This window comes from Micromonospora sp. WMMD1102 (assembly GCF_029626265.1).
In the GTDB taxonomy this organism is placed as follows: Bacteria; Actinomycetota; Actinomycetes; order Mycobacteriales; family Micromonosporaceae; genus Plantactinospora.
The window spans coordinates 2,929,544-2,945,481 of record NZ_JARUBN010000001.1; the positions used below are offsets into that span (position 1 = coordinate 2,929,544).

General features: G+C 72.1%; 13 protein-coding genes and 1 pseudogene. 7 read left to right on the forward strand and 7 right to left on the reverse strand.

The features are described from left to right. Positions 1-140: 140 nt before the first annotated feature. From O7626_RS12970 to O7626_RS12980, 3 genes are all read right to left on the reverse strand, one after another. Positions 141-512 carry a hypothetical protein gene (locus O7626_RS12970; RefSeq protein ID WP_278061420.1) on the reverse strand — a complete coding sequence of 124 codons (372 nt, stop codon included), beginning with the start codon at positions 510-512 and terminating at the stop codon, positions 141-143. Beyond that, positions 484-930: an aldo/keto reductase gene (locus tag O7626_RS12975; RefSeq protein WP_278061421.1), complete on the reverse strand. Its 447-nt coding sequence runs from the start codon at positions 928-930 to the stop codon at positions 484-486. Before O7626_RS12975 ends, O7626_RS12970 begins: the two co-directional genes overlap by 29 nt. Positions 931-999: 69 nt before the next feature. After that, entirely contained in the window at positions 1,000-1,764 is a 765-nt protein-coding gene (locus O7626_RS12980) for a zf-HC2 domain-containing protein (protein ID WP_278061422.1), read from the reverse strand. 175 nt (positions 1,765-1,939) lie between these two features. Between O7626_RS12980 and O7626_RS12985 the strand changes: the two genes are divergently transcribed. Further along, positions 1,940-2,521 (forward strand): sigma-70 family RNA polymerase sigma factor, encoded by a 582-nt coding sequence (locus tag O7626_RS12985; RefSeq protein ID WP_278061423.1) that lies wholly within the window; start codon positions 1,940-1,942, stop codon positions 2,519-2,521. A gap of 38 nt (positions 2,522-2,559) precedes the next feature. Here O7626_RS12985 and O7626_RS12990 read toward each other — a convergent pair whose 3' ends face one another. Together O7626_RS12990 and O7626_RS12995 are read right to left on the reverse strand one after the other, a co-directional pair. Then, positions 2,560-4,014 (reverse strand): ATP-binding protein, encoded by a 1,455-nt coding sequence (locus O7626_RS12990; RefSeq protein ID WP_278061424.1) that lies wholly within the window; start codon positions 4,012-4,014, stop codon positions 2,560-2,562. Between the two features lie 48 nt (positions 4,015-4,062). After that, complete coding sequence (locus O7626_RS12995) at positions 4,063-5,721, reverse strand: FAD-dependent oxidoreductase (RefSeq protein ID WP_278061425.1); 1,659 nt, start codon at positions 5,719-5,721, stop codon at positions 4,063-4,065. A 157-nt stretch (positions 5,722-5,878) separates the two neighbouring features. On the opposite strand from O7626_RS12995, the pseudogene O7626_RS13000 reads away from it, so the two are divergent. Beyond that, positions 5,879-5,986: pseudogene (locus O7626_RS13000) on the forward strand (VOC family protein); the annotation flags it as partial. Between the two features lie 220 nt (positions 5,987-6,206). Here O7626_RS13000 and O7626_RS13005 read toward each other — a convergent pair. Beyond that, positions 6,207-7,565, reverse strand: coding sequence for a cytochrome P450 (locus O7626_RS13005; RefSeq protein WP_278061426.1), 1,359 nt, complete (start codon positions 7,563-7,565; stop codon positions 6,207-6,209). After that, positions 7,562-8,578: a hypothetical protein gene (locus O7626_RS13010; protein ID WP_278061427.1), complete on the reverse strand. Its 1,017-nt coding sequence runs from the start codon at positions 8,576-8,578 to the stop codon at positions 7,562-7,564. The genes O7626_RS13005 and O7626_RS13010 overlap by 4 nt, the downstream gene beginning before the upstream one ends. A 536-nt stretch (positions 8,579-9,114) precedes the next feature. Between O7626_RS13010 and O7626_RS13015 the strand changes: the two genes are divergently transcribed. The 5 genes from O7626_RS13015 to O7626_RS13035 all read left to right on the forward strand — a co-directional run bounded on the left by O7626_RS13015 (position 9,115) and on the right by O7626_RS13035 (position 15,882). Beyond that, positions 9,115-9,729: a transposase gene (locus O7626_RS13015; RefSeq protein ID WP_278066141.1), complete on the forward strand. Its 615-nt coding sequence runs from the start codon at positions 9,115-9,117 to the stop codon at positions 9,727-9,729. A 363-nt stretch (positions 9,730-10,092) separates the two neighbouring features. Continuing rightward, the gene (locus tag O7626_RS13020) at positions 10,093-11,385 is read left to right on the forward strand and encodes a cytochrome P450 (RefSeq protein WP_278061428.1); all 1,293 of its coding nucleotides are present in this window, start codon (positions 10,093-10,095) and stop codon (positions 11,383-11,385) included. Between the two features lie 517 nt (positions 11,386-11,902). Continuing rightward, positions 11,903-12,523, forward strand: coding sequence for a helix-turn-helix transcriptional regulator (locus tag O7626_RS13025; RefSeq protein ID WP_278061429.1), 621 nt, complete (start codon positions 11,903-11,905; stop codon positions 12,521-12,523). A 387-nt stretch (positions 12,524-12,910) separates the two neighbouring features. Beyond that, a complete protein-coding gene (locus tag O7626_RS13030; protein ID WP_278061430.1) occupies positions 12,911-15,484 on the forward strand; it encodes a nitrate- and nitrite sensing domain-containing protein in 2,574 nt (857 codons plus the stop codon). Positions 15,485-15,504: 20 nt separating this feature from the next. Continuing rightward, positions 15,505-15,882: a roadblock/LC7 domain-containing protein gene (locus O7626_RS13035; RefSeq protein WP_278066142.1), complete on the forward strand. Its 378-nt coding sequence runs from the start codon at positions 15,505-15,507 to the stop codon at positions 15,880-15,882. The last annotated feature ends 56 nt before the right edge of the window (positions 15,883-15,938 follow it).

Genomic DNA, 15,938 nt, shown 5'->3' on the forward strand with positions numbered 1-15,938 from the left:
CGCATGGACGGGGCAGCTCGACAGTATGCGCGAGAGGTGTTCGGGCGCCGGGCCGGCGGTGCCGGCTCGGCAGGTGCCGGCTCGGGAAGGGCTCGGCCCCACGGGTGCCGGACCAGGAAGGTGCCGGGCCGGGCGGCGGTTCAGCGCGGCCGGAGGCCGTCGAGCAGCAGGTCGCAGACAGCGTCGAGCTGTTCCCCGATGTCCGGCTCGGCCCAGTGGGCGCGGTGGGCCGGATCGTGGAACCGGGCGGTCGCGTGCAGCACCGCCCGGGCGGCCCGTGGCACGTCCGGCACGGCGAAGCCGCCGTCGGCGACCCCGTCCGCGATGATCCGGGAGAGCTGCCCGACCATTCCGTCCAGCGACGCGGCGATCACCGTACTGGCCTCGCCGACCAGCACGACGTAGGTGGCGAAGAGTTCCGGGTCGTCGAGCGCCGTTCCGCGCTTCGCCCCGTGCAGCGTGTGCAGCCAGGATCGCAGCCGCTCAGGGGCCGGCGCCGTGCTGGCGCTCACCGCCGGCAGGCCCGCGTGCACCCGGTCCAGCCAGCTCGATCTGTAGGTCGGCGATCGGGTGTACGGCCTGGGCCCGGCGGATCGTCGCCGCGCCGACCTCGGAGAGGCCGATGTGGCGTACCCGGCCGGCGGCCACCTGCTCGGCGACCGCGCCGACGGTCTCCTCGATCGGCACCGCGGGGTCGAGCCGGCTGAGCCGGTACACGTCCACGTAGTCGGTGTCGAGCCGGCGCAGGGTGTACGCGAGGAAGTTCCGTACCGCTTCGGGGCGGCCGTCGGTGCCGTGCCAGCCGCCGTCCGGGTCGCGGAGCGCGCCGAACTTGACACTGATCGCGACCTGGTCGCGCTCGCGTTCGCGCAGCGCGCGGCCGAGCAGCATCTCGTTGTGCCCCGCGCCGTAGAAGTCGCCGGTGTCCACCGCGTCATGATCAGGAGGAAGCCATGAGAAACCGCTGGAAGGGAGGGCTGTCGAGGTCGGGAGGCGCGGTCAGGCCGCCCGGTGGTCGCTGTGCGCCTGGGCCGTCCCGGGCCGGGCCCGGACCAGTCGCAGGCGTGGCGCCGGCGCAGGCGCCGGCTCCTCCTCGAAGGTCGCCCGCCACCCCGAGCCGGTCCGCTGGCCGTGCCGGGTCGGCGGCTCACCCGACTCGATCGCCGGCCGGGACAGACCGAGAATGATCAGATAGCCCGCCAGGATCAGCCCGTGGCTGAGGATCCGGAACGGATCGACCCGGCCGGCGATCGCGTCGTTCACCGAGAGCAGGCTCAGCACAGCGACGAAGGCGGTGAGCGTGGGCACCAGCCCCAGCGGCCGGGTGCGGCGCAGCGCGATCCAGGCAAATCCGGCACCGAGCGCGACGTTCCAGGCGGCCGACTCGTGCCACAGGTGGTCCGGGCCGCCGCCGAGGACGACCTCCAGGCCGTGCGGATGGCCGGTCGAGCCGATGCCGGCGATCTGGGCGGCACCGAGCAGGAACTGGGCCACGCCCACCACCCCGAGCGCGATCCGCAGCGGACCGGCCAGCCGGGCCAGCAGGCCCGGCCCGGGAACGGCCGCGAGGATCCGGTCGTCGATCTCCGCCGGTGGCCCCACCACGCTGGTCCGGGCCAGCCTGTTCAGCGCCGTCGCGCTCTCCAGCCAGCTCCGGCATTTCGCGCAGCCGGCGAGGTGGCGGTCCACGCCGGCCCGCTCGGCCGGGTGGTCCTCGCCGTCCAGTCGGGCCGACAGGGCTTCTCGAGACTCTTCGCACCGCACATATCCATAGTCGGACCCGGCGTCCCGTCGGTTCCCTCGGGGGTAAGCATTGCGCCGCCGATCTCCCCGTTCGGGTGACCGGAGCCGGTCGACAGCGGCCATGATCGACCCGTAAGGCGATCGTATGCCCACCGGGGGTATTCGCGGTGGAGGCCGGTACGGGTAGCTTTGGGGCATGCCTCCCCCCGGCGTCGACAGCGACGAGATCACCAGGTTGGCGCTGGCCGCGAAGGCCGGCGACCGATCGGCGGCAGCGGCCTTCATCCGGGCGACCCAGCACGACGTGCAGCGGTTCGTCTCCCACCTGGTCGGCGCCGGTGAGGCGGAGGACCTGGCCCAGGAGACCTACCTGCGGGCCATGCGCGCGCTGCCCCGCTTCGCGGCCAGGTCGTCGGCGAAGACGTGGCTGCTCTCGATCGCCCGGCGGGCCTGCGTCGACCACGTCCGGACGGCCATGCGGCGTCCCCGGGTCGCCTCGCTGCCGGACTGGCAGCTCGCCGCCGATGCCGAGCTGGCCCGGGAGAGCAGCGGCTTCGAGGGCGCCGTGGAACTGACCCGGCTGCTGGCCGACCTGCCACCGGACCGCCGGGAGGCGTTCGTCGCCACCCAGGTCGCCGGGCTCAGCTACGCCGAGGCGGCCGAGGTCTGCGACTGCCCGGTCGGCACCATCCGGTCCCGGGTGGCCCGGGCCCGGGAGGACCTGGTCGCGGCGATGCGGGCGGACGGCTCCGGCCGCCGGCTCCGCTCGACGAGCTGACCGACCCCGCCCGCCGGGGCGGCGAGGGGGCATCCGGATCAGGACAGGGCGGTCTCGGCGGCGCCGGGCGCCGGCCCGGAGATCGGCAGGCAGACCCGGAAGACGGTACGCCCCGGCTCGGACTCCACCCGGATGTCCCCGTGGTGCTTGTTGACCACGATCCGGTACGAGATGTCCAGCCCCAGCCCGGTCCCGTCGCCGATCGGCTTGGTGGTGAAGAACGGCTCGAAGATCCGCGACCGGACGTCGGCCGGGATGCCCGGTCCGGTGTCGACGACCTCCACCACGATCCGGTCGTCGTCCCGCCCGGTGCGTACGGTCAGCACCCCCTCCGCGCCGATCGCGTAGAGCGCGTTGTCGACCAGGTTCGTCCACACCTGGTTGAGTTCGGCGGCGTAGACCGGGATCGGCGGCAGAGCGCGGTCGTACTCCTTCACCACCCGGACACCGGGCTTCAGCTTGGAGTTGAACATCGCCAGCGTCGCGTCGAGCAGGTCGTGCACGTCGACCGTCCGGTGCGGTGCCCGATCCAGTTGCGAGTACTGCTTCGCCGCGCCGACCAGCCCGGTGATCCGGCTGAGCGCGTCGTCGATCTCGCCGAGCAGCAGCTCGGTCTCGACAGTGTAGGTGAGCCAGCGGATCGCCGGCTCCAGGTCGTCGGCGCGTACCGCCGCGCTCACCTGCTCCAGCCAGGCCACGTCGACGCCGCCGGCGGTGAGCGTCGGGGCGATGTCCCAGCCGGCCGTCACGTCGTGCTCGTCCAGCCAGTCGGCCAGGGCGTCCTCCGCGTCGCTGGTCTCCAGCGGGGAGAGCGCGGGTGCGGTGGCGGCCAGCTTGACCGCCTTCTCCTGGAGTTCGACAAGCCGTTGCAGCCGCTCGCCGTCCAACCGCCCGTCGGCGATCATGGCCAGCTTGTGCCGCATCCCGGCGACCCGGTCCCGCAGCACCGAGGTGGCCCGGACGGCGGCGGCGGCCGGGTTGTTCAGCTCGTGGGTCAGCCCGGCCGAGAGCGAACCGAGGGCCAGCAGCCGCTCCCGCTCGCCCACCACGGTCTGGGTGGTCCGCATGCCGAGGAAGAGCCCGTCCAGCAGGTGCATCGCCATCGGGAACCAGCGGCGCATGGCCGTGCCGATCACCTCGGCCGGCAGCACGAAGAACGTCGCGTCGGTGACCGCCCGCATCCCGTTCGGGTACGTGCGCACCCGGGCCTCGTCCAGGTACGGCTGGGTCGCCCCGGCGTACGCGCCGCGCTGCTCGGTGCGGATGATCTCCACCCGGTCGCCCTGCACCAGCCGGGTCAGCGAGACCGTCCCGTCGAGCAGCACGAAGAAGCACTCCGCCTCGGCGCCCTCGACGTAGACGTCGGCTCCGGCCGGCAGCCGTTGCACCCGGCCGTGCTCGTGGATGTAGCCGAGTTTCTCCTCGTCCAGCGCCTCGAACAGGAACAGCGTACGCAGTTCCCCGATCGCCAGCCGCTCGTCCGATCCGGTCATCGTGTCACCCGATCCGTGTCCGTGAACCATCTCCGGCGCAGAGCAGTCTCACTGCGCCGCCAGGTATTGGTGGGCCAGCGAGACCACCATGGCACCCTCGCCGACGGCCGAGGCGACCCGCTTGATCGAGTCGGCCCGTACGTCGCCGGCCGCGAAGACGCCGGGCAGGCTCGACTCCAGCGGGTACGGGTCGCGGGGCAGCGGCCAGCCCGCCGGTCGCCGGCCGTCGCTGCTCAGGTCCAGCCCGGTCAGCACGTACCCCCGGGCGTCCCGGGCCACCACCTCGGCCAGCCAGTCGGTGCGCGGCTCGGCGCCGATGAAGACGAAGAGCCAGGAGGCCTTGACGGTGCGCCGCTGACCGAGCCGGTTGTCGCAGATGGTGAGCTGCTCCAGGTGGTCGTCGCCCTCCCCGCCGACCACCTCGGAGCGCGGGTGCACCTCGATGTTGTCGACCCGTTCGATCTGCTCGATCAGGTAGTGCGACATCGAGCGGTGCAGGTCGGGTCCGCGTACCAGCAGGTGCACCCGGCGGGCGTGCCGGGCGAAGTAGACCGCCGCCTGCCCCGCCGAGTTGGCCCCGCCGACGATGTAGACGTCCTGCCCGACGCAGTTCGCCGCCTCGGTCGAGGCCGAGCCGTAGAAGACGCCCCGGCCGGTCAGGTCGGCCAGGCCGGGCGCGGTGAGCTGCCGGTAGGACACGCCGGTCGCCAGTACCACCGTGTGCGCGGCGATCGAGCTGCCGTCGCTGAACCGGAGCAGCCGGGTGGTGCCGGCCGCCTCCAGCCCGACCACGTCCCGGGCGGTCAGCAGCTCGGCGCCGAACTTCAACGCCTGCCGGCGGGCCCGGTCGGCGAGCTGCGAACCGGAGACGCCGTCCGGGAAGCCGAGGTAGTTCTCGATCCGGCTGCTCTGTCCCGCCTGGCCGCCGGTCGCCTGCCGCTCGACGAGTACGGTGCGCAGTCCCTCGGAGGCGCCGTAGACGGCCGCGCCGAGCCCGGCCGGGCCGCCGCCGACCACCACCAGGTCGTAGAAGTCGGCGGCCGGGGTGGTGAAGAGCCCGCACCGGTCGGCCAGCTCCGCCTCGGTCGGCTTCACCAGCGCGCTGCCGTCGGCGGTGATCACCACCGGCACGTCGGCCGGGTCGGCTCCGGCGGCGGAGAGCAGCCGGCCGCCCTCCGGCTCGTCGGCCAGCAGCCAGCGGTACGGCACCAGGTTGCGGGCGAGGAAGTCGCGGACCTCGAACGACGGCGCGGACCAGCGGTGGCCGATCACCCGTACCTCGTCCGGTGCGGCCTCCGGGGTCGCGGCCCACGCCTCCAGCAGGCTGTCCAGCACCGGATAGAGCTTCTCCTCCGGCGGGTGCCAGGGCTTGAGCAGATAGTGGTCCAGGTCGACGACGTTTATCGCGTCGATCGCCGCGTTGGTGTCCGCGTAGGCGGTCAGCAGCACCCGGCGGGCGGTCGGGAAGAGGTCCATCGCCGCTTCGAGGAACTCGATGCCGTTCATCTGCGGCATCCGGTAGTCTGCGAGCAGCACCGCCACCAGGTCGCCACGGAGCTTGATCTCGCGCAGCGCGGTCAGCGCCTCGGCGCCGGAGGAGGCGCGGACCACCCGGTACCGGTCACCGTAGCGCCGCCGTACGTCCCGGGCCACCGCACGCGACACCGCCGGGTCGTCGTCGACCGTCAAGATCACCGGATTCGCCATGGCACCAATCAAAGCACCCGGAAGCGCGGCTTGACGAACGCCGATGACGCCTCGCCGGCAGCCCCGCCGGAGCGGTTGGCCGCAGCGGTGGCGACTGGAAGCCGACCCCCTCCCGGATCCTTTCTGGACGGTCGATACACACGGAGAGGCATTCACCATGAACTGGACCCTGGAAGTGGTGGTGGTCCCTGTCTCCGACGTGGACCGGGCCAAGACCTTCTACGCCGACCGGCTCGGCTTCCACGTCGACCACGACACCCGGGGTGCGCATCGTACAACGTCGGATTCGTCTTCTTCAGCGACCCGGACGGCAACGGCTGGGGGGCAGCAGATCTCCTCCCGGCGGTAGCCGGCCGGGCCCTGAACGTCGGTACGGCGGTAGCATCCGCCGCCGCCGCGGTCGCAAGGCTTCGCGTGATCCGTTCCGAACCGCCGAATCGGGCTGACCGGGCCGTGGCTGCCGTGAGCCCGGCGCGGTTCGGCCCCTACGCCGGGAGGGCCGTGTCCCGACGGTCCACCAGCCTCATCGGCAGTGCGTGTGGCCGTGGTATCGACGCCGACATCACCTCACGAGGCGTCGGGCCTGCCGGTTCGAGGTACCAGCGGGCTGCTATCGCGGCGACCGCGATCACCAACTCCTTCCAGGCGAAGCTGGATCCGATGCATTTGCGCCGGCCGGCACCGAACGGCGTGAAGGCACCCCGCGGAAGCCGAGCATCAGACTCCTCCGACCATCGGTCGGGATCGAGGCGCTCCGGCCTTGGAAAGAACCGGGCGTCGCGGTGCACCGCATAGGGGCTGTAGCAGAGATCGGTGTCCTTGGGGAAGGTCACCCCGGCGAGGTGCAGGGGTGCGGTGGCGCGGCGCATGATCACCGGGACGGCATGCAGCCGCATGACCTCGTTGAGGAACCGGTTGGTGTAGGGCAGCCGGTCGACGTCGTCGCGGCACACGGGACGTTCCCCGATCACGGTGTCGACCTCGGCGTGCAGCCGGGCCGCGACGTCGGGCCAGCGGGCCAACTCGTGAAACGCCCACGCCAGTGTGATCGCCGTGGTCTCGGTGCCGGACATCATGATGGTGATGACCTCGTCGCGGAGCTGCGTACGGCTCATCCCTCCGGGTGCGAGCGGCTCCGCCGACCGCAGCAGGATCGAGAGAAGGTCGTTCCGGTCGGCGCCAACCGCCTCGTGGTCGGCGATCACCACCCGGACGAGTTCGCGGAGTCGGGCGACCGCCGCGTCGAACCGGCGGTTGGCCGGCAGCGGCACCCTGGTCAGCGGTTTGGGCAGCAGCGTGCGGGCGTACAGGCCGTCGGCCACCAGCGGCAGCAGTTCTTGGACCTCGGCGACGACCGGCGCCGTGGCGGTCGAAGAGAACATCGCCCGGGAGACCGTGGTGACGGTGAGCGCGTACATCTCGCGGTCGAACTCGATCGTGTCGCCATGCCGCCAGGACGACGCGGCCCGGAGTACGGTGTCGGCCATGATCTCCGCGTAGCCGGTTAGCCGGGCGTGGCCGAACGCCGGCTGCATCAACCCACGCATCCGCCGGTGCAGGCGGCCGTCGGAGGTGGCGAGACCGTTGCCGACGAAATCCCGGGCTCGTTCGAACAGCCGGCCCTTGGCCATGCTGTCGCCGTGAGTGACCAGCAGGTCGTGCACGTCGCCGGGCTCGGTGAGAAAGTAGGCGGGTCGGATGCCGAGGTCGACACGTACCACCGGTCCGGCCGCGCCGAGCGAACACAGCACCCGGAGCGGATCCCGCCACATCGCCAGCGCATGCCCGACCAGCGGCGCCCGCCCGGGTACCGTCGGCACGTCCGCCAGCGTCCGCGCGGTCACGGGCGCGCAGCTTGCAGGGGCAACGGATCCCACCACCGGGCGACGTGTGGCAGGGCGAGCGGGTCGACCGAGGGCTCCGGTGAGCGTCGCGGGCGTCGGTGCAGCACCGGTGGCATCGGTCGGGCGGTGACGGTGGGGGCCGGCCTGGCGTAGCGAGCTGCCCGCAGCCCCCATTCGACGTTGCCGCGCAACCCGTGGCCCAGATCGAGGAGGTAACGCCGCAGGGACTCACCAGCCGGCGGGAACACCTGGTGACGTACCTCGAGGAAGCGCTCTAGCAGCCGGTCCCGGAAGTTCGCCGCCCGCAGCGTCGCCTCCGGCGGCGAGTCCCCGGTGGCCGCCCGGATGACCTGGTAGATGTTCTGGTCGGTGTGGGCGAGATCGACCTCGCGAGAATGGGAGTACCGGTCGTTGTCCAGGGCCGCGATCATGCTCGCCAGCTCGGTGAGGGTGCGCACGGCGGGCGCGGACATCTCCGCCTCGGGGATGTCGGGCAGCCCGTTCGCGACCTCCAGCAGTGCGAATGTGGGGAACCCACCGGCCGCCCGGATCCGCATCTCGAGGTAAGTGTCGAGTTCCGGTAGGACGCCGTTCGCGCGGTGAGCGATCTGCTGGACCACGCCGGACAGCCACGAGCGGTGGGCACGGTAAAACCGTTCGTTTACGGCCGGCGATGCGAGTTCACGCATCGACCTGGCGATATCGTGCAGGGCCGCGCCGAAGGGGTCTGTCGGGGGCCGCGACGACGGCGATTCCAGGACCTCTTGAAGGCGGTCGGCCAGCCTGGCGAACTCGTCAGGCTGCTCGCTCATCGGCCCCGCGTCGCAGTATCGGTCGTCGAAGGCGAATCCCCAGTACACCCAACGCGTGGCGATCAGCAGTCCATCACGGTCCGCGTGTGGGGCGAACCGGCTGTAGAAGTCGGCACTGGCGCTGCCGAGCAGGGTTGCCCGCTCGGCAGACGAGGCGTACAGCCCGAACCGGTCGATCCAGGCGACCGCGCGTTTCTCCATCTCTATGCGAAACGGATGGATCTCGGAGGGGAACGGGCACCAGTAGGGGACAGCTGGGGCGGCCCTGGTCTCGGTCCGGTCCCTGGTCGACCCGTGCCGGGTCGTCCCGGGCGCTGCGGTTACGCCGCGTGCCCATGCAGGGGTGGCGTACATACCGGGAATCTACGGTCGCTGCTGACCAGGGAGAATAGGACCATGGTGTGGTGTGGATCACTGTCGCCGCCGGTCGTCCTCGGATGTTGACACCGCACCGCGATGGTCCGAGGGCAGCCCGGGTGACCCGTCCGGCCGATGGAGGAACGGCCGCTGCCCCGTCGGGTGACCAGACGGTCCCGGTTCAGGGTGTGCCCGAGGGCGCCGTAGGCGTTGACGGCCAGCCAACCGGCGCCGACGGCCAGCATGGCTGCCGCGACGACGATGACCGTGCTCAAGAACGTCGGCACCGGCCACAGCAGATGTGGCAGGGCCACCGCGGCGGCGAGCGCGAGCACAGCCGTGCCGGCCCAGCGCAGTCGGCGGGTCCGGGCGGTACGCGGATGGCCGGCCAGTGCCGTGCCGCCGAGCGGGCCGATCACCGACTCCGCGGCGGCGAGGATCACGTCGCGGGGCGCGGCAGGTACCAGTGTGGTCACGTCGCTGCCGGCCTGGTCCGTCTTCAGGCCGATCGCGACGACGTCCAGCCGGGCCGCCCCGGCGCTACGGATGCCGAGCGGCTCCACCATCTCGATGCCGCGAACACGGCCGCCGATCACCTCGACGTACTCGCCCAAGCGGTCGCGCAGGTCCCCGCACCGCACCGCCGGCGTCTGCTCATCCGCGGTGACTCCGCCGCGTCCACCCACGCCGTGCTCGACTGGCTCACCGAGCAGGACAGCAAACGCGGCCGGCGCGTGGAGTACTCCCTCGGTTGGTCGATCGGCGAGGCCGAACGCGCCGCCATCACCGCCCTACCCGCCTCGGCCTGGACCGCGGCGATCGACGCCGACGGCGGTGTGCGCGACGGCGCCGCCGTCGCCGAACTGACCGGCCTGCTGCACCTGCCCGGCTGGCCGGCCGGGATGCGAGTCATCGTCCGACGGGAACGTCCGCACCCCGGCGCCCATATCGAGGCTAACCCTCATCGCACCCACCGGCACCTCACCCAACGCTAACCAGACCCCTCGTCCACAAGTCTTGACGATTGCTCGAAGCGGGGCTCCGCCACCGGGATGTACGGGTCGGGCCCGGCCGGTTGCGGTGACTCGGGGTGACGCCGGCCGGTCGGCGTTACAGGCGGCATCGTGCATCGCGCAATTTGCACGGGAGGGTTGGGTCGCCGTCGGCCGGGCAGCTCGGACGCACGTCCACAAGCATCAATACAATGGCACAAACCAATACCTTGACTTAGCGTCTGCCGCAGCGCATCGTGAGATTCCCAGATGTCGTTGGAAGTTGCGGGCAACTCATTCCCCGTGGGTGAGCTATTGCCATCGAAACCCAGCGACAGCGCGCCGAGCGTGCGCCAGGAGGCGGCCGTGGAACTCAGCCCGTTCACTGGTACCTATCTGACCGATCCGGCCGCCGTGTGGCGGGATCTGCTGGACCGTCCGGAGAGCGTGCACTATGCCCAGGACCTGGGCATGTGGCTGATCAGTCGTCACGAACACGTCCGGCAGGCGTTCGGGGACGCGGACAGTTTCGGCAACGCCCTCACGTTGGCCCCGGTCTACGAGATGTGTCCGGAGGCGCTCGCCATCGTCATGCGCCTGGACGTGCCGCCGACGACCGCCGCGGCCGACTCGCCGGTGCACACCCGTACCCGGCGGGCGCTGCGGGCCACCTTCGCCAACACCGCGCCCCGGGTCGCCGCCCAGTACGGGCCGATCGTGCGGCGCCGGGTCGACGAGCTGGTGGACCGGATCGCCGCCCGCCCGGGCGAGGTGGTGGACCTGATCGGAGAGTTCACCGCCCTGCTGCCGCTGCTCGTGGTGCTGGACATCCTCGGCGTACCCGACCGGGACACCGCCCGGATCCGGCAGTGGGCGGACGGCCAGATCGCTCTGGTCTGGGGGCGGCCCGACCCCGCCGAGCAGGTACGCCTGGCCCAGGGGCTGCTCGACTTCTGGCACTACTGCCAGGAACTGGTCGACCGGCGGGCCGCCGGTGACCTCGACGGCGACGACTTCGTCTCCCGGGCACTGCGTTACCGGGACGGCGACGACGAGGTGCTCACCGTCGCCGAGGTCGCCTCCATGGCGTTCAACCTGCTCGTCGCCGGGCACGAGACCACCGCCGGGCTCCTCGCGCACGGCCTGGAGCAGGCGCTGTCGGTGCCGGGCCGCTGGCAGCGCATCGCCGAGGACCCGACCGCCGTGCCGGCCTTCCTGGAGGAGGCGCTGCGGTTCGGCCCGGCCATCGACGGCTGGCTCCGGTTCACCCTGCGGCCGGTCAGCATCGGCGGCGTCACCATCCCCGCCGGGCAGCGGTGCCTGCTCCTGATCGGTGCGGCGAACCGCGACCCGGCGACGTTCACCGGTCCGGATCGGTTCGATCCGGGCCGGGACGACGTCAAGGATCATCTCTCCTTCGGTTACGGTCCGCATTTCTGCATCGGGGCGGCACTGGCCCGGTTGGAGGCCCGGATCGCGCTCGTGCGGCTCGCGGAGGCAATTCCGGGGCTGCGTCTGGCGCCGGGCCACGTAAGCGTCTACAAGCCCAATGTGGCGTTCCGTGCACACCGGTCCCTTCCGGCCGTCGTCGATATCTCCGCCGCGCCGGGGGAACGGCACGAAGATCCACCCGACGGGTTCGGTATCCGGGCCGCATAGCCGATCCCTTGCCGACCGGCTCTTTCGGTCCGTTGTGGCCGACCCGGGTCGAAGTCGGCCGGTGACGACTCCGGACGGATGACATCGACGCCTACGCCCGTCCGGGACGGACGGCTCGGTCGACCCGGGTCACGCTCTGTCAACGACGGCAAAGGAACCGACCGACGTCGTGGTATCGGCGGACGGCCCGGGCGCAGGCTCTTTGACCGGTGATTGCGGACTGTCGCCATTCGCCGGTCGCGGCGGAAGGGATGTTTCCGGGCAACCGGTGTCGCCACGTCCATCCGTAGATCATTTTCCTACCGTCAAGTAGCTCGGCCTGCGAGGTTTTTCACTTACCGTCAACGACGGGTGGCGCGTAAGGCTTCACACCCGTGGCTTCGAGGGTAAGAATTGGCCCCGGCAAATACCGGGTCATGATCTGTTCGGCGCGTCTCATGATCTGGTGCTGGTGATCGGATCGCTGACCAACGAAGGTGAGCAAATGGACGCTGCGTCGTCAGGTACCGCAGAATCGATGGCCACCCGAGAGTTCCAGCGCGAACTGCGCCGCTGGCGTACCCGCAAGGGGTTGACCCAGCGCGCCCTCGCCGACCGCGTGCGGTTCAGCCGGGAGACGGTGGCGGCGGTGGAGGCGGGCCGCCGGTACGGCAGCCACGAGCTCGCCGTGCGCTGTGACGACGTTCTCGGGACCGGAGGGCGGCTCACCTCGCTCTGGCCTCAGGTGGCGGTCGAGCAGATCGCGGCCGACGGGCGGCGCGGGCCGCGCGGCGCCGCCGCCGGCCGCCCGGAGCCGGGCCCGGTCGAGCCGGAGCCGGCGGTCGGGGATCCGCAGTCCGTGGTGGACGCCATCGACGGCCTGCGGGACCTGATCGACCAGATGTTGCGGACGCACTTCCCGGGCGGGTCCGCGCAGCAGCCGGCGGAGGCGCACCGGCTGACCGAGGAGGCGCACCGGCTCGCGGCGCAGGTGCACCGGCTGAACAGCGACGACGCCGACCCCCCGGTCGATCCGCTGCCGGCGGGCGAGCCCCGGCCGTCGACGGCGGAGTCGCGCCGGCCGGCCGGCGACGGCCGCCGGTCCCATGTCGAGTCCCATCGGCGGGACCGGGTGGGCGCGTCACGCCACCGGCGCTGAACCTCTGTCCCGCCCCTGTCGCGGTCCGTCGCGACCGCGGGACGGGGAGGTCGGGGAGACCCGGCGGACGGCTCAGGTGCCGAGTTCACTGAGTCGCGAACCAGTACGCGGACCGGCCGGTGGGCCTGCCCACCGGCCTCGACGGGCATCGCTACCTGCGGAAGTAACTACCCGTCCGGTCATGGGTACAGATAGTGGTACGAGCTGTTTGTACCACGGTTAACCCTGTTGCCGGCCCCGCCGGTCCGGCGCAATGGGACTTGCTAACTGCAAGGTGCAGATCCCCTCGATGACGAGCCGTGGGAGTGAGTCTTGGCCTCGACCACCCGATCCCACGCGGCCCGACCCCAGCCCGCACGCCGGCGCGGGTGGAAGATCGCCTCCCGGATGCGCATCATCGTGGCCGCGCCGCTGGTCGCGGTGGTCGGGTTCGCCGGACTGGCGCTTGCCGACAGCGCCCGGCAGGCCGAGCAGGCCAGCGACCTCGGCGTACTGGCCGAACTGGGCGCCGAGGCCGGCCGGCTGGCCTACCAGCTCCAGCGGGAACGGGCGGCCGCCGCCGACCTGTTGACCGCCGCCACCCCCCGCCAGCAGGACGCCTACGCCCGGCAGGCCGCCGACACCGACGAGATCGTCGCCCGCTACCAGCGGCAACGCGCGCTCGCCCCCGAGCCGGCCGCCGGGCCCGGCAGCGTACTGGCCCGGATCGACAACGCGCTGGCCGACCTGCCGCCGTTGCGTACCCAGGTGCGGACCGCCGCGCACGCGGCCGTCTCGGCCACCACGTTCAGCTACCGGATCATCATCGCCGACCTGCTCGCCTACCGGGAGTCGATCGCCCAGGGCATCGTCTCCGCCGAGGTCGCCGACGGCATCCGGGCCGCCGCCGCGCTGTCGAAGACCGCGGAGTCGCTCGGCCAGCAGCAGGTCGCGGTGCTCCGGGCGATCGCCGCCGGCCAGCTCACCCCGGCGATGCAACAGGACATCACCGCCGCCCGGACCGGCTTCACCGAATCCAGCCTCGCCTTCCTCGGCCTCGCCCCCGGGCCGTGGCAGGTCTGGTGGGAGCAGGCCGGGAGCGGCAAGGAGATGCTCGCCCTGCAACGCCTCCAGGACCAGGTCTCCCGGGCCGAGATCGGCGCTCCGCTGGAGGTCGACACCAACGCCTGGATCGGAGCCACCCAGGGCTGGGCCGCCCGGCTCTTCGAGGTGCAGCAGCGGGTCGACTCCGCAGTGCTGGCCGAGGTGGACGCGGCCCGGGTCGAGCAGCGCTGGCGGGCCGTCGCCGAGGGCGCCGCGATGGCGGTCGCGCTGCTGCTGACCGTACTTGTCACCTGGGCGGTCGCCCGGCAGATCACCCGGCGGCTGCGGCGGCTGCGGGACGCGGCACACGCCGTCGCGTACAGCGAGCTGCCGGCGATGGTCGCCGAACTGCGCAGCCTGGACAGCACCGGCATCCATCCCGAGGCGCTGGTCCGAGCCTCCGCCAGCACCCTGGAAGCGTCCACCGGCGACGAGATCGGCGAGGTCGGCGAGGCGTTCGCCGCCGTGCACCAGGCAGCCGTGCGGACCGCCGCCGAGCAGGCGGTGATGCGGGCCAACACCGCCGACATCTTCGTGCACCTGAGCCGCCGCGAGCAGCGGCTGGTGGACGCCGTACTGGCCCAGGTGGACAAGGTCGAACAGGACGAGACCGACCCGGAGCGGCTACAGCAGCTCTACACCCTGGACAGCCTGGCCACCCGGATGGGACGGATCAACGCCAGCCTGCTCGTGCTCGGTGGCGTGGGCGTCGGCCGGGTACGCCACGAGGACGTACCGATGCAGAAGGTCGTCCAGGCGGCGCTCTCCCAGATCGAGCACTACACCCGGGTGCGGATCGGCATCGTCGACCCGGACGTGGCGGTCGCGGCCGACAAGGTCGACGAGGTGGTGCACCTGCTCGCCGAGCTGATGGACAACGCGACCAGCTACTCGCCGCCGGAGACCGAGGCGTGGGTGACCGCGCGCAGTCTCGGCGACCGGGTCATCGTGCAGGTCAGCGACGAGGGTGTGGGGCTCTCGCTGCAACGGCTGGCACAGCTCAACGACCTGCTGGCCCGGCCACCGGCGACCGACGTGGCGGCGGTCCGGGCGATGGGTCTGGTGGTGGTCGGCCAGCTCGCCGGCCGGCTCGGGGTCGCGGTCGAGCTGCGCCCCGGCCCCAAGCTCGGCACCATCGCCGAGGTGTCGCTGCCGGCGACGCTGATCCGCCCCGTCCCGCCGGAGACCCAACTGCTGGCCCCCGGCCGCCTCGCCGCGATGCCGGAGGGCCGGGCCCGGGGCAGCGCCACGCCGGCCGCCGTGTCGACGGCCGCCCAAAACAATCCGGCCCGGCGGCCATCCGGGGAGCGGGTGCTGCCCGCCGCCTCGGTCTTCCGGCCACCGGCGCAGCGGACCGGCCGGGGCGACGAGCCGACCCAGGAACTGGTCATCTTCGAGCAGGTCAACAACTGGTTCCGCACCGACCGCTCGGGCACCCCGTTCGGCACGCACCCGGGCAACGGCACGCACCCGGGCAACGGCACGGAGCCGGGCAACGGCGCGGGCGCCCCGGCGGAAGCCGCTCCGGTACCCGCCGGCCCGCCGGCCGGCCCGCCCGACGGAACCGGCGGATCCAACGGCGGCCGTGCCCCGACGGTCTGGCAGACCCGGGGCGACGCCGGATGGCGGGCGGCCACCGGGCTGGTCACCCCGGACATCAACGCCACCACCTCGTCCGGGCTCCCGATCCGTCAACCGCAGCGGCACCTCGTGCCGGGCGGCGTCACCCTGCCACCCGAACAGCAGCCGGTTTCGGAGCACCGCGACCCGGCCGAGGTGGCGAACGCGATGGCCGCCTACGCCCGGGGGGTGGCCGCCCGCCGTCCCAAGCTGGTGAACGCCTCGGCGACAAGCGACGCGACAGGGAGTACCACGTGAACCAACGAGATCTCGGCTGGATGCTGGACAGTTTCGTCGAGCGGGCCCCGGAGGTCAGCCACGCGATCGCCATCTCCAGCGACGGCCTGATGGTGGCGTCGACCCGGAACCTGCCGCCGGATCGGGCCGACCAGCTCGCGGCCACCGGCAGCGGCCTGGTCAGCCTGCTGCGGGGTGCCGCCGGCTTCTTCGAGGCGGGCGCGGTGATCTCCAACGTCACGCAGCTCGAAGGCGGCTTCATGTTCTCGATGGCGTTCAACGACGGTGCCTCGCTGCTGGTCCTGGCGGCGCCGAACTGCGACGTCGGCAAGGTCTCCTACGAGATGACGGAACTGGCGAACCGGATTGGAGACGTACTGACGCCAGCGGCCCGCGCCGCGGTGGCGCACGGACGCTGACGGCGCCCGACGGCCCCGGCCCGACCGGGCGCCCGCTGCACCACACCGGTGTCGCC